Source organism: Geodermatophilus pulveris (assembly GCF_900188375.1).
GTDB lineage: Bacteria > Actinomycetota > Actinomycetes > Mycobacteriales > Geodermatophilaceae > Geodermatophilus > Geodermatophilus pulveris.
The window spans coordinates 193,425-212,679 of record NZ_FZOO01000003.1; the positions used below are offsets into that span (position 1 = coordinate 193,425).

Annotated in this window: 20 protein-coding genes and 1 other RNA gene; 19 read left to right on the forward strand and 2 right to left on the reverse strand. The window is 74.8% G+C overall.

Going from position 1 to position 19,255, the window contains the following annotated elements; translation table 11 throughout:
• Positions 1-44: 44 nt before the first annotated feature.
• From smpB to CHB98_RS21490, 14 genes are all read left to right on the forward strand, one after another.
• Entirely contained in the window at positions 45-521 is a 477-nt protein-coding gene (smpB, locus tag CHB98_RS07560) for an SsrA-binding protein SmpB (RefSeq protein WP_089304998.1), read from the forward strand.
• 8 nt (positions 522-529) lie between these two features.
• Entirely contained in the window at positions 530-1,444 is a 915-nt protein-coding gene (locus CHB98_RS07565; protein ID WP_245820993.1) for an NADP-dependent oxidoreductase, read from the forward strand.
• Positions 1,441-2,337 carry an amidohydrolase family protein gene (locus CHB98_RS07570; RefSeq protein WP_089305000.1) on the forward strand — a complete coding sequence of 299 codons (897 nt, stop codon included), beginning with the start codon at positions 1,441-1,443 and terminating at the stop codon, positions 2,335-2,337. Before CHB98_RS07565 ends, CHB98_RS07570 begins: the two co-directional genes overlap by 4 nt.
• Positions 2,338-2,422: 85 nt before the next feature.
• Complete coding sequence (locus CHB98_RS07575; RefSeq protein ID WP_143425001.1) at positions 2,423-3,817, forward strand: NAD(P)/FAD-dependent oxidoreductase; 1,395 nt, start codon at positions 2,423-2,425, stop codon at positions 3,815-3,817.
• Positions 3,818-3,860: 43 nt separating this feature from the next.
• Positions 3,861-4,226 (forward strand): VOC family protein, encoded by a 366-nt coding sequence (locus CHB98_RS07580; RefSeq protein ID WP_089305002.1) that lies wholly within the window; start codon positions 3,861-3,863, stop codon positions 4,224-4,226.
• Between the two features lie 125 nt (positions 4,227-4,351).
• Complete coding sequence (locus CHB98_RS07585; protein ID WP_245820994.1) at positions 4,352-5,335, forward strand: GNAT family N-acetyltransferase; 984 nt, start codon at positions 4,352-4,354, stop codon at positions 5,333-5,335.
• Entirely contained in the window at positions 5,332-5,739 is a 408-nt protein-coding gene (locus CHB98_RS07590; protein ID WP_089305273.1) for a protein-tyrosine phosphatase family protein, read from the forward strand. The genes CHB98_RS07585 and CHB98_RS07590 overlap by 4 nt, the downstream gene beginning before the upstream one ends.
• Positions 5,740-5,749: 10 nt before the next feature.
• A complete protein-coding gene (locus tag CHB98_RS07595) occupies positions 5,750-6,619 on the forward strand; it encodes an SCO6745 family protein (RefSeq protein WP_089305003.1) in 870 nt (289 codons plus the stop codon).
• Positions 6,616-7,152 carry a carboxymuconolactone decarboxylase family protein gene (locus tag CHB98_RS07600; protein WP_089305004.1) on the forward strand — a complete coding sequence of 179 codons (537 nt, stop codon included), beginning with the start codon at positions 6,616-6,618 and terminating at the stop codon, positions 7,150-7,152. The genes CHB98_RS07595 and CHB98_RS07600 overlap by 4 nt, the downstream gene beginning before the upstream one ends.
• 48 nt (positions 7,153-7,200) lie before the next feature.
• Positions 7,201-8,817, forward strand: a complete 1,617-nt coding sequence (locus tag CHB98_RS07605; protein WP_089305005.1) for an SLC13 family permease — start codon at positions 7,201-7,203, stop codon at positions 8,815-8,817.
• Between the two features lie 265 nt (positions 8,818-9,082).
• Positions 9,083-10,222, forward strand: coding sequence for a magnesium and cobalt transport protein CorA (locus CHB98_RS07610; protein WP_089305006.1), 1,140 nt, complete (start codon positions 9,083-9,085; stop codon positions 10,220-10,222).
• A gap of 82 nt (positions 10,223-10,304) precedes the next feature.
• Positions 10,305-10,680: a transfer-messenger RNA gene (gene ssrA, locus CHB98_RS07615) on the forward strand.
• A 142-nt stretch (positions 10,681-10,822) separates the two neighbouring features.
• Positions 10,823-11,830, forward strand: coding sequence for an NAD(P)-dependent alcohol dehydrogenase (locus CHB98_RS07620; RefSeq protein ID WP_179224293.1), 1,008 nt, complete (start codon positions 10,823-10,825; stop codon positions 11,828-11,830).
• A gap of 73 nt (positions 11,831-11,903) precedes the next feature.
• Positions 11,904-12,068, forward strand: a complete 165-nt coding sequence (locus CHB98_RS21490) for a hypothetical protein (RefSeq protein WP_179224295.1) — start codon at positions 11,904-11,906, stop codon at positions 12,066-12,068.
• Here the strand turns inward: CHB98_RS21490 and CHB98_RS07625 are convergent.
• Positions 12,065-13,138 (reverse strand): potassium channel family protein, encoded by a 1,074-nt coding sequence (locus tag CHB98_RS07625; RefSeq protein ID WP_089305008.1) that lies wholly within the window; start codon positions 13,136-13,138, stop codon positions 12,065-12,067. The genes CHB98_RS21490 and CHB98_RS07625 overlap by 4 nt on opposite strands.
• Positions 13,139-13,385: 247 nt before the next feature.
• Here CHB98_RS07625 and CHB98_RS07630 point away from each other — a divergent pair, with 247 nt between their 5' ends.
• The gene (locus CHB98_RS07630; protein WP_089305009.1) at positions 13,386-14,543 is read left to right on the forward strand and encodes a glycerophosphodiester phosphodiesterase; all 1,158 of its coding nucleotides are present in this window, start codon (positions 13,386-13,388) and stop codon (positions 14,541-14,543) included.
• A 150-nt stretch (positions 14,544-14,693) separates the two neighbouring features.
• Entirely contained in the window at positions 14,694-15,407 is a 714-nt protein-coding gene (locus CHB98_RS07635; RefSeq protein ID WP_245820995.1) for a DsbA family oxidoreductase, read from the forward strand.
• A 10-nt stretch (positions 15,408-15,417) separates the two neighbouring features.
• Here the strand turns inward: CHB98_RS07635 and CHB98_RS07640 are convergent, their stop codons facing one another.
• Complete coding sequence (locus CHB98_RS07640) at positions 15,418-15,921, reverse strand: MarR family winged helix-turn-helix transcriptional regulator (RefSeq protein WP_089305011.1); 504 nt, start codon at positions 15,919-15,921, stop codon at positions 15,418-15,420.
• Between the two features lie 87 nt (positions 15,922-16,008).
• Here CHB98_RS07640 and CHB98_RS07645 point away from each other — a divergent pair, with 87 nt between their 5' ends.
• The 3 genes from CHB98_RS07645 (at position 16,009) to typA (ending at position 19,122) form a co-directional block, all read left to right on the forward strand.
• Positions 16,009-16,563 (forward strand): YceI family protein, encoded by a 555-nt coding sequence (locus CHB98_RS07645; RefSeq protein ID WP_089305012.1) that lies wholly within the window; start codon positions 16,009-16,011, stop codon positions 16,561-16,563.
• 44 nt (positions 16,564-16,607) lie between these two features.
• Entirely contained in the window at positions 16,608-16,940 is a 333-nt protein-coding gene (locus CHB98_RS07650; protein WP_089305013.1) for a hypothetical protein, read from the forward strand.
• A 292-nt stretch (positions 16,941-17,232) separates the two neighbouring features.
• Complete coding sequence (gene typA / locus CHB98_RS07655) at positions 17,233-19,122, forward strand: translational GTPase TypA (protein WP_089305014.1); 1,890 nt, start codon at positions 17,233-17,235, stop codon at positions 19,120-19,122.
• Positions 19,123-19,255: the final 133 nt, after the last annotated feature.

A 19,255-nucleotide genomic window follows, 5' to 3' on the forward strand; every position in this document is an offset into this window, starting at 1 on the left:
CGGCACCTGATCGCGGTGTCGTCCGGTAGGACGACGGAGGAGCTGTGCCGCGGGAGCAGGGGCGCAAGTTCATCGCCCAGAACAAGAAGGCGCGGCACGACTACTCGATCCTCGACACCTACGAGGTGGGCCTGGTCCTCACCGGCACCGAGGTGAAGAGCCTGCGGGCCGGCCGCGCCTCCCTCGTCGACGGGTTCGCCACGGTGGACGACGGCGAGATCTGGCTGCAGCACGTGCACATCCCGGAGTACACCGAGGGCACGTGGACCAACCACGCGCCCCGGCGCAAGCGCAAGGTGCTCATGCACCGCGCCGAGATCGACAAGCTCATCGGCAAGACCAAGGAGGGCGGCCTGACCCTCGTGCCGCTCGACCTGTACTTCAAGGACGGCAAGGTCAAGGCCACCCTGGCGCTGGCCAAGGGCAAGAAGTCCTACGACAAGCGGCACGACCTCGCCGAGCGTGACGCGCGGCGGGAGATCCAGAAGGTGTTCGGGCGGTACGTGAAGGGACGGCGGTAGTGCGGGGCGTGGCCCACGACCGGTTCGGGGGCCCGGAGGTCCTGACCCTGCGCGAGGACCTACCCGACCCGCCGGTCGGCCCGGACACCGTGCTGGTGCGGGTGCACGCCGCCGGGGTCAACCCGGTGGACGTGGCGATCCGCGAGGGCGCGCTCGCCGGCGCCTATCCGCACCACTTCCCCATCGTGCCCGGCTGGGACGTCGCCGGGGTCGTCGAGGCGGCCGGCCCCGCGGTCACCGCCTTCGCCGCCGGCGACGAGGTGCTCGGCTACGTGCGCCGGGACGACGTCCAGTGGGGGACGACGGCCGAGCTCGTGCCGGCGCCGCAGCGGTGCCTGGCGCACAAGCCGGCGTCGCTGTCCTTCGCCGAGGCGGCCGGGCTGCCGCTGGCCGGGCTGACCGCCTACCAGGCGCTGACCGAGGCCCTGGACGTCGGCGAGGGCGACCGGGTGCTGGTGCACCGCGCCGCGGGCGGGGTCGGCTTCTGCGCCGTGCAGATCGCCGTCGCGCTCGGCGCGCACGTCATCGGCACCGCCAGCCCGCGCAACCACGGCTTCCTGCGCGACGCCGGCGTGGCCGAGGTGTTCGACTACTCCGCCGGGCCGCTCAGCGGGCAGCTGTCCGAGCCGGTGGACGCCGTCCTCGACCTGGTCGGCGGGGACACGCTGGCCGACGCCCCTGAGCAGGTCCGCGACCCGGCCCGCATCGTCTCGGTCGTCGACCCGGCGGTGAACGGGATGGGCGGGCGCTACGTGTTCGTCCGCCCCGAGCACGAGCACCTCGAGGAGCTGGGCCGGATGGCCGACGCCGGGCAGCTGCGGGTGCCGGTCGCCCGGGCGTTCCCGCTGGAGCAGGTGCGCGAGGCCCAGGAGCTCGTGGCCGGCGGCCACGTGCGCGGCAAGGTCGTCCTCACGCTGACGTGAGCGCCCTGCAGCCGCCGGCCGACGACGCCGACGTCCCCCGGTACTGGCAGGAGCTGGGCCTGCCCGGGCTGGTCGACGTGCACGTGCACTTCCTGCCCCCGCGGGTGCAGGAGAAGGTGTGGGCCTACTTCGCCGCGGGCGAGCGGAACTACGGCGCGGCCTGGCCGGTGCAGTACCCGCTGCCGGAGGAGGAGCGGCTGGCGGTGCTCGACCGGCTCGGCGTCCGGGCGTTCCCGACGCTGCCCTACCCGCACAGGCCGGGCATGGCCGCCTGGCTCAACGACTGGTCGCGGCAGTTCGCCGCCGCGCACCCGCAGGTGCTCCAGTCGGCCACCTTCTACCCCGAGCCGGGCGCGCCGGCCTACGTCGGGACCGCTCTGGACGCGGGGGTGCGGGTGTTCAAGGTGCACGTCCAGGTCGGCCGGTTCGACCCGCGCGACGCGCTGCTCGCCCCGGTGTGGGCGCGGCTGGAGGAGGCCGGCACCCCGGTGGTCATCCACTGCGGCTCCGGCCCGCTGCGCGGGGAGCACACCGGCCCGGTGCCGATGGGCGGGCTGCTGGAGCGCCACCCCCGGCTGCAGCTGGTCATCGCCCACCTCGGCATGCCGGAGTACGCGGACTTCCTCGACCTGGCCGAGCGGTACGAGCGGGTGCACCTGGACACCACCATGTTCGCCACCGACTTCGTCGAGCGGCTGATGCCCTTCGACCCCGCGCTGCGGCCCCGGCTCGGCGCGCTGCGCGACAAGGTGGTGCTCGGCAGCGACTTCCCGTCCATCCCGTACCCCTACGCCCACCAGCTGGCCGCGCTGCACCGGCTGGACCTCGGGGAGGACTGGCTGCGCGCGGTGCTGTGGCACAACGGCGCCCGGCTGTTCGCCGTGGCCGGCTGAGCCCAGGGTCCTCCGCCACTGGTCACGAGCCCCTCGCCGGGGTGCCCTCCAGGCGGACCCGCTGTCTGGCCGGGGAGGGCCGGGGATGACCGACGCACCTGCCGTGGGGGCAGCCAGGACCGGTCACGCGGTCGTGGTCGGCGCCGGCATGGCCGGCCTGCTGGCCGCCGGCGTGCTGGCGGGCCACGTCGACCGTGTGACGGTCGTCGAGCGCGACCGGCTGCCGGACGGCGCGCAGCCCCGGCGGGGGGTGCCGCAGGGGTGGCAGGTGCACGCCCTGCTCGCCCGGGGACTGGTCGGCCTGGAGCGGCTCTTCCCCGGGTTTGGACGGGACCTGCAGGGCGCCGGCGCCGTCCCGGTCCGCCTCCCGGGGGACGTGCTCGTCCTCGGCCGGGCCGGGTGGATCGACCGGCGGGCACCCGGGTGGCTGTCGCTGTCGGCCAGCCGGCCGCTCATCGAGGCGACGGTGCGCCGGCGGCTGCTGGAGCTGCCCGGCGTGACCGTCGTGGACGGCTGCGAGGTCACCGCGCTCCGGGCCTCGGACGACGGCCGGGGTGTGCGCGGGGTGGTGGTGCGCGGGGACGACGGCCCGGTCCCCATCGAGGCCGACCTGGTCGTCGACGCCTCCGGCCGGGGGACGCGGACCCCGACCTGGCTGGCCGGACTCGGCGGTCCGGTCCCGGACCGGACGACGGTCGACGCCCGCATCACCTACGCCAGCCGCTTCTACCGGGTCCCCGACGGCTTCGCCGCCGACTGGCGGGGGTTGATCCTCTTCGGTGACCAGGTGGACAACCCGCGGACGGGCTACCTCTACCCGGTGGAGGGCGGCCGGTGGGTCGTCGGGCTCATCGGCGCCCGCGGGGTGCACGCGGCGACCGACGACGCGGGCTTCACGGCCTACGCGCGCCGGCTGCGTTCCCCCGTCCTCGCCGAGGCCATCGCGGCCGCGGAACCGCTCAGCGACGTGCACCTGCACCGCGGCACGAGCAACCAGCGGTGGCACTACGAGCGCCTGCGTCGCTGGCCCGAGCGCCTGGTCGTGCTCGGCGACGCGGCCTGCGCGTTCGACCCGGTCTACGGGCAGGGCATGAGCAGCGCCGTCGTCGCGGCCGAGCTCCTGGACGCGTCCCTGCGCGCCCGGCGGCCCCGGGGCGACCTGAGGGGTCTGGGGAGTCGCTTCCAGCGACGCCTGGCCCGCCGGCTGGCGGAGCCGTGGCTGTTCGCCGTCGGCGAGGACCTGCGGTTCCCGGGCACCACCGGCGGCACCGCAGGCCCGCTGCGGCGCACCCTGCAGTGGTACCAGGACCGCCTGGAGGTGGCCGCCACGTACGACCCGGTGGTGACCGACGTCTACGTCCGGGCGCTGGGCATGCTCGAGCGGCCCACGGCCCTCCTCCGCCCGCACCTCGTCCGGGCCGCCGCGCGGAGCCGGCCGAGCCGCGGGGACGTCGTCCCCGGCCCGGTCCCGCGCGGCTGACGGTCCGGTGGCGGGACCTCGGGCGGCCGCGCACGCTGGCGCCGTGCGGCTCGCGGCGACGGTCCTGGACACCCCCGACCCGCCCGGTCTGGCGCGCTTCTACCAGCGGCTGCTCGGGTGGCCGCTGGTGGAGGACACCCCGCAGTGGGCGAGGGTGCGGCCGGACGGCGGTGGCCCGGGCCTGTCCTTCCAGCTGGCGGCCGACCACGTCCCGCCGGTGTGGCCGGCCGGTCCCGGCGACCCGCGGATGCAGCTGCACCTCGACATCGAGGTCGACGATCTCGACGCCGCCGTCGCGCTGGCCGTGGACGCCGGCGCCACGGTGGCCCGGTTCCAGCCGCAGGAGGGCGTGCGGGTCTGCCAGGACCCCGCCGGTCACCCGTTCTGCCTGTTCCTCCCGGGCTGGTGACCCCGGCCCGTGGGCAGGTGAGGGCGCGGCCGAGGTCCCCCTGACGGCGGTCTCGCCCGGCGGTGGCCCGCCCGCCCGCGGAACCCGGTCGACCGCGCCGGTCGCCGTCCCTACGCTGCCGACCCGTGCACGGACTGCCCGCGGGTCTCACCGCCCGGCCGCTGACCGAGGACGACGTCCACGCGGGCGCCGAGCTGATGGCCGCCGCCGAGCCGGCCGACGACACCGGCGAGCACGTGGACGTCGGCGACCTCACCGAGTGGTGGGTCAACGACCTGGTCGACCTGCCGCGCGACGGCCGTGCCGTGTGCGCAGACGACGGCACCCTCGTGGCGTGGGCGATGGTGTTCTCCCTCGGCGGGGCGCGCGAGGACCACCGCATCGCGCTCGACGGCCGCGTGCACCCCGGCTGGCGGGGGCGCGGCATCGGGCGGGCCCTGCTGGACTGGCAGCTGGGGCGCGCCGCCGAGCTGCACCGGCGCGACCACCCCGACCTGCCCGCGCGGATGACGGTCTCGGTGCCCCCGGGGATGGCGTCGCTGGGGTCCCTGGCGCGCCGGGCCGGGTTCGCCCCCGAGCGCTGGTACGCCGACATGGAGCGGCCGCTGACCGGGCTGCCGGAGGTCCCGGCCGTGCCCGGCGTGCAGCTGGTGCCCTACACCCGGGACCGGGACGACGAGGTGCGGCGGGCGCACAACGCGGCCTTCGCCGACCACCACGGCTCCGCCGAGCGCGACCCGACGGCCTGGGCGAGCTGGTACACCGGCCAGCGGGCCTTCCGCCCGGAGCTCTCCGTGCTCGCCCTGGCCGACGGGGCGGTGGCCGGCTACGTGCTCGCCTACGTCTACGACGCGGACACCCGCGCCACCGGCCTGCAGCAGAGCCACCTCGGGCAGCTCGGCGTGCTGCGCGGCGCCCGCGGGCGGGGGATCGCCTCGGCGGCGATCCTCGCCGCCCTGCACGCCGCCGCGGCCGCCGGTTGCGACACCGCCGGGCTGCAGGTCGACACCGAGAACCCGACCGGGGCGTTCGGTCTCTACCGGCGGCTCGGGTTCACCGGGATCCGCACCCGCGTCCAGTGGGCGTGCAGCCGCCCGCCCGCGCGGTGAGCTGGACCGGTCCGGGCGTCGTCGCGCTGCCCTCCGGCGTCCGGGTCCGCGGCCGCCGGCTGGGTGCCCCGGCCTCCCCGGCCGACCGGGCGGTGGTCCTCGGGCGCGGCCCGCTGCCGCCGTGGCCCGCGCGCCGGGTGCGCTGGCCGGACTTCTGGGTGCCGCTGGACCGCGACGACGCCCTGGCCGCGCTGACCGAGGCGCTCGGCCGGGCCCGGGCGGGGGAGCGGGTGGAGGTGGCCTGCCGCGGCGGGGTGGGCCGCACCGGCACCGCGCTGGCCGCGCTCGCGGTCCTGGACGGGGTCCCGCCCGCCGACGCCGTCCGGTGGGTGCGCGAGCGCCACGCGCCTCGCGCGGTGGAGACGCCCTGGCAGCGCCGGTGGCTGCGCACGCTGCACCGGTAGGTTGCGGCGCATGGTCAGCGCCGATCAGCCGGCACCCGACGTCGCCCGCGCGCACCGCGCCGTCGAGCCGCTGCACAACCAGGTCTACTTCTCCCCCGAGCAGGACGAGTACCTCGGCGCGGTCGGGCTGCGGCCGGGCCGGATGTGCTACTTCGCCGGGCGGGCCGCCGCGATGGGCGCGGTCGGGCCCGGCACGGTGGTCGCCACCTTCGCCAACTTCTCGCCCTCGCTGGTGGCCCGCCACGTGCCGCGGGCGTGGGCCCTCGCCACCCCCGAGCAGGTGCTGGCCGCCCGGCTCGACGGCGCCCGCGCGTCGCTGACCCGGCTGCTCGGCGGGCCGGAGGCCGCTGCCGCCCCGGAGGTGGCCGAGCTGGCCGGGCTGCTGCGCGAGGCGTGCGGCGTGCTCACCGCCGAGGGCCGCCCGCTCTACGCCGGGCACGCCGACCAGCCCTGGCCCGAGGAGCCGGTGCTGTCGCTGTGGCACGGCGCCACGCTGCTGCGCGAGCACCGCGGCGACGGGCACGTGGCCGGGCTGGTGCGGGCCGGGCTGACCGGCCTGGAGTCGCTGGTCACGCACACCCTCACCGGCCGCGGGTTCACCGCCGCGGCCGCGCGGGCCACCCGCGGCTGGAGCGAGGAGGAGTGGGACGCGGCCTGCGCCGGCCTCACCCGGCGCGGCCTGGTCGCCGACGGCGCGCTGACCGAGGAGGGCCGCCGGCTGCGCGCCGAGGTGGAGGCCGGCACCGACGCGCTGTCCGCGGCGCCGTGGGAACACCTGGGGCCCGAGCGCACCGCCCGCGCGGTGGAGCTCGGCAGGGCGCTGTCGGCCCGGCTGGTCGCCAACGGGGCCTACCCGGCCGGCTTCTTCCCCGCGCGGTGAGCGCGCCCCGGGTCCCCGAGACCGACGGCGAGGGCCCCACGGCCGAACTGCTGCGCGCCCGCCGCGGCGGGCAGCTGTCCGCGCTGGACCGGCTGCTGCTGCACAGCCCGCCGGTCGCCGAGGGGTGGAACGCACTCCTCGGCGCGCTGCGCGGCGGCACGACGCTGGCCGCGGACCTGCGCGAGCTCGTCGTCCTGCGGGTCGCCGTCCTCAACGACGCCGCGTTCGAGTGGGCCGCGCACGAGCCGATCGCCCGCCGCGCCGGGCTGGCCGGCCCGCAGCTGCAGGCGCTGCGCCGGCCCGACGCCGGCCGGGAGCCGGTGTGGACGCCGGTGCAGGCCGCCGTCCTCGCCTACACCGACGCCTCCACGCGCGCGGTCACCGTGCCGGAGGAGGTGTTCGCCGGCGTCCGCGCGCACCTGGACGACCGGCAGGTCGTCGAGCTGACCGCGCTGGTGGGCGGGTACGCGATGGTGTCCCGCTTCCTCGTCGCGCTGCAGGTGCCCCCGCCGCCCGGGGAGGTCGCCGGATAGGTCCGGGGTCCCTATGGTCTGGGTCACACCCGAGTGGGGAGGGGCGCCATGACCGCGACCGAACGAGGGCGGGGGCCCGGCCCGCGGACCGACGTGGACGCCGCGTTCCGCGGCTCGGCCACCTACCGGAGCCTGGGCGAGCAGCAGCTCAGCCCGGCGGAGGAGAGGTTCGAGAAGGGCCGCCGCACCGTCGGGCTGTTCCTGGCCCCGGCGGTGACGGTCGTCTTCGCGCTGCTGCCCCTGGACCTGCCGCGTGACCAGCACCTGCTGGCCGCGGTGCTGCTCGGCGTCATCGTGCTGTGGATCACCGAGCCGGTGCCGATCCCGATCGGTGGCCTGATCGGGGTCGGCGCGATCGCCGTCCTCGGGGTGGTGACCGGCGACGAGGTCGTCGCCCCGCTGGGGTCGACGACGGTGTTCACCTTCATCGGCGCGTTCATCCTCGCCCAGGCGATGCTCAAGCACGGCGTGGCCCGGCGGTTCGCCATGACGATCCTGTCGCTGCGTTGGGTCGGCGGCTCGACCGCTCGGCTGATCATCGCCTTCGGGCTGATCACCTGCCTGCTCTCGGCGTTCGTGTCGAACACCGCCACCGTCGCGATGCTGCTGCCCACCGCGATCGGCATCCTGTCGGTGATCGCCAAGCTGCTGCAGCAGAAGGAGATGGTGGCGCCGGACTTCGACCCGCTGCGGTTGCGGGTCGGCGTCGCGCTGATGCTCATGCTGGCCTACGGCGCGAGCGTCGGCGGGCTGCTCACCCCCGTCGGCAGCCCGCCCAACCTGATCGGCCGCGGGCTGATCGAGGAGGCCACCGGCGAACGCATCGGCTTCCTGTCCTGGATGCTCATGGCCCTGCCCATCTGCGCGCTGATGTTCGTCGCACTGGCCCTCGTCCTGCTGCTGCTCAACCGCCCGGAGATCAAGCGGATCGAGGGCGTGCACGAGTACGTCGAGCGCGAGCGCGCGGCGCTCGGGCCGATGTCCCGGGCCGAGAAGAACACGCTCATCGCCTTCGGCGTCACCGTGGCCTTCTGGGTCTTCCCCGGCGTCGTCGCGCTCACCGCCGGCACCGACTCCGACCTCTACACGGCCGTCGGCGACCGGCTCGACGAGGGCATCGTCGCCGTCCTCGGCGCGTCGCTGCTGTTCCTGCTGCCCACCGACTGGGGGAGCCGGGAGTTCACCCTCAACTGGTCGGACGCCGCGCAGATCGACTGGGGCACCATCCTGCTGTTCGGCACCGGCATCATCTTCGGCTCGCTGCTCGCCGACACCGGCCTGGCCGAGACCATCGGCAACGGCTCGGCCGACGCGCTCGGCCTGACCAGCCTCTTCCTGATCACCGTCTTCGCGGTGATCCTGGCGATCATCATCTCCGAGACGACGTCGAACACCGCCTCGGCCGCGGTCGTCGTGCCGATCATCATCCCGGTGGCGGTGGCCGCGGGGGTCAACCCGTTCGTGCCCGCGCTGGCGGCGACGTTCGCCGCGTCCTTCGGGTTCATGCTGCCGGTGTCCACGCCGCAGAACGCCATCGTGTACGGCTCCGGCGTGGTGCCGATCACCAAGATGATCCGCTCCGGCATCTCCTTCGACGTCCTCGGCGCCATCCTCATCGTGCTGCTGCTGCCGCTGCTGATCGGCCTGGTGCTCGACGTGGGCTGACCGCGCAGCGGTCGCCTCCTCGCCCCGGGACGGCGGGGCGCGGACGTGTCATCATGGACGACGGCCCGCGGACGGGCCGGCCTGCGGACGACGGGAGGTGCTGAGCGATGCGCAGCGAACCGCCCAGTACCGGCACCGGGGTCCACCCCGCCTGACGGAGGACCCCGTCCTCCCCACCCTCGCATGCTCGGGGTGGGACCCGGGACGGGGCCGAGGGCGGGCCCCGACGAGGTCCCCCGTCCCCACGCCTGCCCAGGAGACCGCCGTGGTCGACCGCCGTCGTGCGCCCCTCACCGCCCTGACCACCCTGACCCGCCGCCCCCGGCCGGCGGTCACCCTCGCCCCCGTGCCGCCGCCGGCCCCGGAGCCGGCCCCGGTGCGGCCCGCGGTGATCGTCGACAACGCCGTCTACTCCGCCGGCCGCCGGGTGGCCACGCCCGAGTCGCCGCTCGAGAGTCACGAGTGCCTCGTCGAGGACGACGAGCGGCTGGCGTGGCTGGGCCTCTACCGGCCCGAGCCGCGCGAGCTCGGCGAGCTGGCCGAGCTGTTCGACCTGCCCGAGCTGGCCGTCGAGGACGCGATCACCGCCCACCAGCGGCCCAAGTTCGAGCGCTACGGCAGCACGCTGTTCGTCGTCCTCAAGGCCGCGCGGTACCTGGACGCGGCCGAGGAGGTCGAGTTCGGCGAGCTGCACCTGTTCCTCGGCCCCAACTTCGCCATCACCGTGCGGCACAGCGAGTCCCCGGACCTCTCCCGGGTGCGCCGGCGGCTGGAGAGCGAGCCGGACCTGCTGGCCAAGGGCAGCGAGGCGGTGCTCTACGCCATCCTGGACGCCGTCGTCGACGGGTACTCGCCGGTCGTCGCGGGCCTGGCCAACGACATCGACGAGATCGAGACCCAGGTGTTCGGCGGGGACCCGCGGGTGTCGCGGCGCATCTACGAGCTGTCGCAGGAGGTGCTGGAGTTCCAGCGCGCCGCCCGGCCGCTGGGCGGCATCCTGGCGGCCATCACCGCCGGCTTCGACAAGTACGGCGTCGACGAGGAGCTGCGCAGCTACCTGCGCGACGTCGAGGACCACGTCGTGCAGGTCAACGAGCGGGTGGAGGCCTTCCGGCTGCAGCTGCGCGACATCCTCACCGTGAACGCCACGCTCGTCGCCCAGCGGCAGAACGAGGAGATCCGCGAGCTCACCGAGGCCTCGATCGGGCAGGGCGAGGAGGTCAAGAAGATCTCCGCCTGGGCGGCCATCCTGTTCGCCCCGACGCTGGTGGGCACCGTGTACGGGATGAACTTCGAGGTGATGCCCGAGCTGGGCTGGACCCTCGGCTACCCGATGGCGCTGGTGCTGATGCTGGGGGTCAGCCTCGTGCTCTACGCCGTCTTCAAGCGGCGCGACTGGATCTAGCGGGAGGACCGCGGCGCGCCCTGCAGCGGGGCCGGAACAACGCGGCCTGCCGACCCGTTACGCTCACCAGCACAACTACACAGGGGGTGAATGGTCTCGACTGCGGTCGTGTGACCAGGGGAAGCGAGCCGAGGAAGCCGACGATGAGCTCGTTAACCACGCGTCGGAAACCACACAAGCGCCGACCTCAGTCAGCGCGACGTGGCCCTCGCTGCCTGACGCAGCGTAGGTCCGTCTGTCAGCCCGGGTTCGTCATCGGCCCGGATCCTGGCATCAGCTAGATGACTCACCGTGCGCGCCGGTCGCGGGCGCGCGCGGGACACCCAACAGTGACTGGGCCCGTCATCCCGTCTCGTCCGTGAGATCGGGAGGGCCGAGCAGAGACGCAGCGGACTGCGCTCGGAGAAGCCCTGGTGATGCGTCGTAGGACGCGGGTTCGATTCCCGCCACCTCCACCCCTGCGAGAGCCCCGTGCGGACGTCGTCCGCACGGGGCTCTCGCGCGTCCGGGGTCGGACGAGACCCGTGCGTCCCGCTCCGGCCCGCGGGGTAGCCCCGCCGGAGCGCGCCCGCCAGCAGGCGCAGCGGAGGGGTGGGCGTCGTGCGTGCTGTCCGGCTGCAGGGCTCCGGGGACGACACCGTGCCGGTGGTGGTGGACGTCGCCGAGCCGGGTGCTCCGGCCGGTGACCACCTGCTGGTGCGGGTCGAGGCCTCGAGCATCAACGGCACCGACCTCGGCATGTTCGGCACGGGCCTGACCGCCGCCGTCGTCCGCCGCGTCGGCCGGCCCGGCTTCGACGTCGCGGGCGAGGTCCTCGCCTGCGGCCCGGAGGTGACCGCCTTCTCACCCGGCGACCGGGTGATGGCCCTGCTCGGGCACGCGGGCGGGGGACAGGCCGAGCGGGTGGTGTTCCGGCAGGAGCAGGCCGCCCGCGTCCCGGTCTCGTGCTCGGTGGCGGAGGCCGCCTCGCTGCCCCTGGCCGGGCTCACCGCGCTGCAGGCGCTGTACGGGCGGGCGGCGCTGCGCGCCCGCCGATCCCCCCGGGTGCTGGTGATCGGCGCCTCGGGCGGCATCGGTGCCGCCGCCGTGCAGCTGGCCCGCCTGGCCGGCGCGCACGTCACCGGCGTGGCCAGCGGCCCGAAGCTGGCGTTCGTCGCCGGGCTCGGCGCCGACGACCTCGTCGACCGGCACGAGGAGGACGTCACCGCCCTGGGACGCCGCTTCGACGTCGTCCTCGACACCCCGGGGCGGCTGCCGGCCGCCGCCGCCCGCCCGCTGCTGGCGGACGACGGAGTGTTCGTCACCACCCGCGGCCTGGGCCCGGACAGCGCCCGCGAGCTGGTCCCCGGCCGGCTGCGGCGCGGGCCCGGCTTCGCCGCGGTGCGCACCACCCCCCGGTCGGCCGACCTCGCCCACCTGGCCGCCCTGGTCGACGGCGGGCTGCTGCGGCCGGTGGTGGACCGCGTGTTCGCCCTCGACCGGATCGAGGAGGCCTACCGGCACGCCCGCGGACCGGTCACCGGCAAGGTCGTCGTCGCGACGGCGGCCGCACCGGCCGGCCGGACGGCGGCGGCCCGTGCCGGTGTGTCGTCCACCCCCTCCGGGTGACGTCCGTGTGTCACGGCTGGATCCCCCGCCCATCGGTGCCGACCGTCCAGGTACCCGATGGAAGGAGCCCGTCATGCGGAACACGGCGTGCAGGGCCGTGGCACAGGCCTCGCTGGTCGCGACGACGGCCTCGCTGGACGACGAGCAGCCCTGGCCGCTGCTGCTGGTGGCCGGCTGGCTGACCACCGCGGCCGACCTGGTTCAGCAGGCCGACGCGATGGAGGCCGCCCTCGTCTAGCGGGGCCGGCTGCCCTGCTCGGCGGGAGCGGCAGAGCGGCCGCCCGGCCGGTTGGAGCGGACGACGACGAGCACGTCCTCGGCCTCCAGCGTGCCGATGAGCGGGTCGTCGAAGCGCAGCGTGCGGCCGCCGCGGGTCACCGACAGGACGACGTCGCGCAGCTGCCGCGGGCTCAGGCCGACCTCGCCCGCGGTGACCCGCCGCTGGTGCAGGTCGAGGCCCTGCCCGCCGGTGACCAGGTCCTCGACGGTGGCCACGACCCGGGGCGCGTCGGTGGACAGGCCCAGCAGCCGGCCGGCCGTGGCCGACGTGGTGATCACGGTGTCGGCGCCGGACTGGCGCAGCAGCTGCGCGTTCTCCTCCTCGCGCACCGACGTCGTGATCGGCACGCCGGGGTTGAGCTGGCGGACGGTCAGCGTGATGAGCACCGACGCGTCGTCCCGGTTGGCCGCCACGATGACCGCCCGGGCCCGCTCGATCGACGCCCGGCGCAGCACGTCGGTGCGGCTCGCGTCGCCGACGATGCCGGTGAGCCCGATCGAGTTGGCCTCCTCGACCGCCCGCGGGTCGGGGTCGACCACGACGATCTGGTCCAGCGGCGTCCCGCTGGCCTGCAGCGAGCGGATGGCGCTGCGGCCCTTGGTGCCGTAGCCGCACACGATGACGTGCTGGCGCACGGTGGACCTCCAGCGTCGGATGCGGAACTCCTCGCGGGTGCGCGTGGTCAGCGCCTCGAGGGTGGTCCCGATGAGGACGATCAGGAACATCACGCGCAGCGGCGTGATGATCAGGATGTTGACCAGCCGCGAGCCGGGCGTGATCGGCGTGATGTCGCCGTAGCCGGTCGTGGAGAGGCTGACCGTGGCGTAGTAGAAGGCGTCCAGCAGGGTGATGCCGACCTCGTCGCCGTCCCGGTAGGCGTCCCGGTCCAGCCAGACGATGAGGACCGTGGCCAGCAGCACGGCCGCGGCGATGACCACCCGGCGCCACACCTGGCGGAACGGGGAGAGCTCGACGTGCGCCAGGCGCACCCCGGTGTGCTCGGTCACCGCGTCCCTGTTGCCGTCCACCGTCGGGACGATAGTGAGACCCTCCCGGACCCGCGTGGCGCCGCACCCCTCTCGGGTGAGGGCCCCGGCCGGCAGCCCCCGGGGAGGTCACGCGACGCGCCTGCGGCGTGACGCAGCGCGTCGGCGGGCGGTCGGGGCCGGTCACTTCACCTCCTGTTCGCCTGCGGGTCTCGACACCGCCCCCCGCGTCGGAGTGGATCGGCCGGGGCCGACGGCGACGGACGCCGCCCGAGCCCCGGGAGATCCCATGCGACGAGCCCACCGCCGTCCCGCCGTCCTCACCGCCGCCGTGCTCGCGGTGCCGGTGCTGCTCGCCGGTCCCGCCGTGGCCACCGGCCCGGAGGACCGCGCCGGTCGCGACCACGGGCACGACCGGGGCGACGAGGCCGCCGCCGAGCTGCTGGTCATCGGCCACCGCGGCGCGTCGGGCTACCGGCCCGAGCACACGCTGGCGTCCTACGAGCTGGCCGCCCGCATGGGCGCGGACTACATCGAGCCCGACGTGGTGAGCACGTCGGACGGCGTGCTGGTCGCCCGGCACGAGAACGAGATCTCCGGGACGACCGACGTCGCCGACCGGCCCGAGTTCGCCGACCGGCAGACCACCAAGGTCATCGACGGCGTGGAGCTGACCGGCTGGTTCACCGAGGACTTCACCTTCGAGGAGCTGCGCACGCTGCGCGCGGTGGAGCGGCTGCCCGAGCTGCGCGAGGAGAACACCCTCTACGACGGGCTCTACCAGGTGCCCACCCTCGACGAGGTGTTCGCGCTGCGCGCGGAGCTGTCGGAGGAGCTGGGCCGCGAGATCGGCGTCTACCCCGAGACCAAGCACCCGACCTACTTCGACTCCATCGGGCTGTCGCTGGAGGAGCCGCTGGTCGAGGACCTGACCGAGGCCGGGCTGACCGGCGAGGACGCGCCGGTGTTCGTCCAGTCCTTCGAGACGGCGAACCTGCAGGAGCTGGACGGCGTCGTCGACGTGCCGCTGGTGCAGCTGCTGTCGGCGAGCGGCGCCCCGGCCGACCTGGTGGCCGCCGGCGACGAGCGCACCTACGCCGACCTGTCCACCGCCGAGGGGCTGGCGGGGATCGGGGAGTACGCCGACGGCGTCGGGCCGGAGAAGAGCCAGGTCATCCCGCGGGAGGACGACGGCACGCTGGGCGAGCCGACGTCCTTCGTCGACGACGCGCACGCCGCCGACCTGCTGGTGCACCCGTACACCTTCCGCAACGAGAACGAGTTCCTGCCCACCGACCTGCGCGACGCGGGCGAGGAGCCGGGCGACTACGGCCAGGCGCTCGAGGAGCACCTGGCGTTCTGGGCGACCGGCATCGACGGCATGTTCACCGACAACCCCGACACCGGCCTGGTCTCCCGGGAGCTGTTCGAGGACGAGGAGGACTGACCCCCTCTCCGGCGGGTGATCACGGCGCCGTGACCGGTTCCCGCCCCCGCGGGGCGGTCACGGCGCCATGATCGCGGGGGAGGACCCGCAGGCGGGGACGCCCCGGCCGGGATGGGGATGGCCGGCCGGGGCGTTCACCGGGGCGTGAAGGTGGAGATCTGGTCCGACGTCGTCTGTCCCTGGTGCCACATCGGCAAGCGCCGGTTCGAGGCCGCCCTGGCGCGGTTCCCGCACCGCGACGCCGTCGACGTGCGGTGGCGGGCCTTCGAGCTCGACCCCGGCGCGCGCTCCGCGCCCGCGGGCGAGCCGGTGCGGCCCACGGACTACGCCGAGCGGCTGGCCCGCAAGTACGGGACCTCGGTGCCCGGCGCGCAGCAGATGATCGACACGATGACGCAGCAGGCCGCGGCCGAGGGCCTGGACTTCCGGTTCGACCGGGCGGTGCGGGCCAACACGTTCGACGCCCACCAGGTGATCCACCTGGCCGGCGAGCGCGGGCTGCAGGACGCGGTGGAGGAGCGGCTGCTGACCGCGTACTTCAGCGAGGGCGAGGCCGTCGGCGACCGGGAGGTGCTCGTCCGGCTGGCCGCGGAGGCCGGGCTGGACGCCGACGAGGTGCGCGCGGCCCTGGCCGACCAGCGGCACGCCGGGGCGGTGCGGGCCGACGAGGCCGAGGCGTCGGCGCTGGGCATCAGCGGGGTGCCGTTCTTCGTGGTCGACCGGCGGTACGGCGTCAACGGCGCCCAGCCCGCCGAGGCGCTGCTGCAGGTGCTCGAGCGCGCCTGGGCGGACCGGGCGCCGCTCATCCCGGTGGCCGGCGGTGGGGACGGCGCCGCCTGCGGCCCGGACGGCTGCACCGTGTGACGGGGGGCCCTCAGCGGGGGCCGAGGTGGCGCAGCAGGGTCTCGCCGAGGTCGCGCATCGCCTCGACCTGCCGAGGGGTGAGCTGGTCGAACAGGTGCCGCCGCACGCTCTCCACGTGCACCGGGGCGGCGGCCTCCAGCGCGGCGAACCCCTCGTCGGTGAGCACGGCGAGCTGGCCGCGGCCGTCCTCGGCGCACACCTGCCGGCGCACCCAGCCGCGCTCCTCCAGCCGCGAGACGGCGTGCGACAGCCGGCTGCGGGAGGACAGGCAGCGGTCGGCCAGCTCGCTCATCCGCATCATCCGGCCCTCGGTCTCCGACAGGGCGACGAGGATCTCGTAGTAGGCGTGCGAGATGCCGGTCCCGTGGGTGAGCTCGCGGTCGAGCCGGTCGGCCAGCAGCTGGTTGCTGTACAGCCAGGCGCGCCACGCCCGCTGCTCCTCGGCGTCGAGCCAGCGTGGCCCGCCGCCACCCGCGCCGGCGTCCCGGGCGGACTGCGACACGTCGGAGGTCATCCGGTGAGGATACGTCCGGAATGGATGAGTGCTCAACCAGTGTTGGCGACAGCACTTGGTACAACGCTCAACCACCTGGAGGACACCATGACCGCCACGACACTCGTCCCCGGCTACCTCGTCGGCACCTGGGACGTCGACGCGACGCACTCCACCGTCGGCTTCTCCGTCCGACACATGATGGTCAGCAAGGTCCGCGGGTACTTCACCCGCTTCACCGGCGAGCTGCACACCGCCGAGGACCCGGCGCAGTCCGCCGTGACCGCCACGATCGACATGGACTCGATCGACACCCGGCAGGAGCAGCGCGACGCGCACATCCGCTCCGCGGACTTCTTCGACGTCGCCACCCACCCGGTCATGACCTTCCGCTCGACCGGCGTCCGCGCCGACGGCGCCGACTGGGTCGTCACCGGTGACCTCACCGTCAAGGGCACCACCCGGCCGGTCGAGCTGGCCCTGGAGGTCAACGGCTTCGGCCCGGACGCCTACGGCGGCACCCGCGCCGGCTTCTCCGCGCGCACCGAGATCTCCCGCAAGGAGTTCGGCGTCGACATCGACCTGCCGATGGACGGCGGCGTCGTGGTCGGGGACAGGATCACCGTGGAGCTCGAGATCGAGGCCGTCCTGCGCACCGCCTGAAGCACGGCGGTCGGGGGCCGGCCGGGCGGGGGAGACTGGGGCCCATGACGAGCTCCACCCTCGCCCGCGCCGGCACCCGCACCCCCTCCGCCGTCCTGGTCGCCCTGGGCCTCGCGGCCGGCTTCGGCGTCGCGCAGGGCACCGGCGTCCGGGCGCTCGGCGGCGTGCTGTTCGCCGGTGCCGGGCTGGCCGCCGGGTGGCTGTGGCAGCGGCGCCGCGGCTGGGCGGTCGCCCTGGGTCTGGGTGCGCTGTACGTCGGCGCCTTCGTGCTGGCCCACGTGCTGGCCATCGGCGTCGGGATGGCCTCCTGGCTGGCGGTCGGCCTGGTGACCGTCGCCGCCGCCGGGGTCACCTACGTGGTGGCCGACCGCCCCTGAGGTGCCTCCCGCGCCCGAGAGGCACGGTGCGCCCGGAGGGGCCGGGCGGGGCGGCGTGGGCGTGCGCGGCTGTCGGCCGAGCTCGCCGAGCGCCTGGCCCGCCCGAGGGGGTGAGCCTGCTCACGGATCGCCGTTCGGGCGCCGGCCGGCGGCCCGCGACGGCCGGAGGGCGCCCTCCGGGCGCCTATCATGGGAAGGTCGCCGGGCCGGCGGCCGTTGACCGTGGTGTCGAGGCGCTCCGCAACACAGGCGGAGGTGCCCACCCCCGAACCCCTCTGAGGTGCCGTCCCGCATGCCCACCCGCGACGACCTGCGCAACGTGGCGATCATCGCCCACGTCGACCACGGCAAGACCACCCTGGTCGACGCCCTCCTCCGCCAGGCGGGCGCCCTCGGGCGCGCCAAGGGCGAGGGGACGGACAACGACTCCACGCAGGACCGCGTCATGGACTCGATGGACCTCGAGCGCGAGCGCGGCATCACCATCCTCGCCAAGAACACCGCGATCCACCTGGCCGACGAGAACGGCAACCCCGTCGTCGTCAACATCGTCGACACCCCCGGCCACGCGGACTTCGGCGGCGAGGTCGAGCGCGGCCTGTCCATGGTGGACGGCGTCGTGCTGCTCGTGGACGCCTCCGAGGGCCCGCTGCCGCAGACCCGCTTCGTGCTGCGCAAGGCGCTGGGCAGGGGGATGCCGGTGATCCTGGTGGTCAACAAGACCGACCGGTCCGACGCCCGCATCGGCGAGGTCGTCGACGAGACCTACGAGCTGTTCATGGAGCTGCTCGAGGACTCCGGCATGGACGTCGACAACCTCGACTTCCCGATCGTCTACAGCAACGGCAAGACCGGGCAGGCCTCGCTCACCCGGCCGGCCGACGGCACCTCCCCGGACAGCCCGGACCTCGCGCCGCTGGTGAAGACGCTGCTGGACACCATCCCGGCGCCGGTCTACGACGCCGAGGAGCCGCTGCGCGCGCAGGTCACCAACCTCGACGCCTCGCCCTACCTCGGCCGGCTGGCGCTGCTGCGCATCCACTCCGGCACCATGAAGAGCGGCCAGACGGTCGCCTGGTGCCGGACCGACGGCACCATCAGGAACGTCAAGATCACCGAGCTGCTGGTCACCGAGGGCCTCACCCGGACGCCGGCCGAGAGCGCCGGCCCCGGCGAGCTGGTCGCCATCGCCGGCATCGAGGACATCATGATCGGCGACACCCTCGCCGACCCGAACGACCCGCGCCCGCTGCCGCCGCTGACCGTCGACGAGCCGTCGATCTCGATCACCATCGGGATCAACACCTCGCCGCTGTCGGGCAAGTCGGGCAAGAAGCTGACGGCCCGCCTCATCAAGAACCGCCTCGACCAGGAGCTGGTCGGCAACGTCAGCGTGCGCATGCTGCCCACCGACCGCCCCGACACCTGGGAGATGCAGGGCCGCGGCGAGCTGGCGCTGGCGATCCTCGTCGAGCAGCTGCGCCGGGAGGAGTTCGAGCTCACCGTCGGCCGCCCGACCGTCGTCACCAAGACCATCGACGGCAAGCTGCACGAGCCCGTCGAGCGGGTCACCATCGACACCCCCGGCGAGTACGTCGGCACGCTCACCCAGGCGCTGGCCGTCCGCCGGGGGCGGCTGGAGAACCTGGTGCACCACGACACCGGCTGGGCCCGGATGGAGTACATCGTCCCGTCCCGCGGTCTGATCGGGTTCCGCACCGAGTTCCTCACCGAGACCCGCGGCACCGGCGTCCTCAACCACAACCTCGAGGGCTACGAGCCGTGGCTGGGCGACATGCGCGCCCGGCCGACCGGCTCGCTGGTCGCCGACCGGCAGGGCCTGGCGACGACGTACTCGATGTTCTCCCTGCAGGAGCGCGGCCAGCTCATGGTCCAGCCCGGCACCGAGGTGTACGAGGGCATGATCGTCGGTGAGAACTCCCGTCCGGACGACATGGACGTGAACATCACCAAGGAGAAGAAGCTCACCAACATGCGCAAGTCCACCTCCGAGGAGCTGGAGCGGCTGATCCCGCCGCGGGTGCTCAACCTGGAGCAGGCGCTGGAGTTCTGCGCCGAGGACGAGTGCGTGGAGGTCACCCCGGCCACCGTGCGCATCCGCAAGGTGGTCCTCGACCAGACCGAGCGCGGCAAGGCCAAGAACCGCAAGCCGAAGCTGTAGCCACGGCCCAGGGGCCCCGTCCGGCGTGTCGGACGGGGCCTCCGGCATGTCGCCGTCGGGGGGCACCCGCCGCGTTGACACCACCGGAGGGGTCTCCCTAGCGTCGGGCGGCGTTCCGGGGCCGCACCACGGG

What these genes read in the sequence shown, in the direction of transcription:
- CHB98_RS07575 (WP_143425001.1), top strand. Translation starts at nt 2,423, where the DNA reads ATGACCGACGCACCTGCCGTGGGGGCAGCCAGGACCGGTCACGCGGTC.
- CHB98_RS07595 (WP_089305003.1), top strand. Translation starts at nt 5,750, where the DNA reads ATGGTCAGCGCCGATCAGCCGGCACCCGACGTCGCCCGCGCGCACCGC.
- CHB98_RS07605 (WP_089305005.1), top strand. Translation starts at nt 7,201, where the DNA reads ATGACCGCGACCGAACGAGGGCGGGGGCCCGGCCCGCGGACCGACGTG.
- CHB98_RS21490 (WP_179224295.1), top strand. Translation starts at nt 11,904, where the DNA reads ATGCGGAACACGGCGTGCAGGGCCGTGGCACAGGCCTCGCTGGTCGCG.
- CHB98_RS07630 (WP_089305009.1), top strand. Translation starts at nt 13,386, where the DNA reads ATGCGACGAGCCCACCGCCGTCCCGCCGTCCTCACCGCCGCCGTGCTC.
- CHB98_RS07640 (WP_089305011.1), bottom strand. Translation starts at nt 15,921, where the DNA reads ATGACCTCCGACGTGTCGCAGTCCGCCCGGGACGCCGGCGCGGGTGGC.
- CHB98_RS07645 (WP_089305012.1), top strand. Translation starts at nt 16,009, where the DNA reads ATGACCGCCACGACACTCGTCCCCGGCTACCTCGTCGGCACCTGGGAC.
- CHB98_RS07650 (WP_089305013.1), top strand. Translation starts at nt 16,608, where the DNA reads ATGACGAGCTCCACCCTCGCCCGCGCCGGCACCCGCACCCCCTCCGCC.
- typA (WP_089305014.1), top strand. Translation starts at nt 17,233, where the DNA reads ATGCCCACCCGCGACGACCTGCGCAACGTGGCGATCATCGCCCACGTC.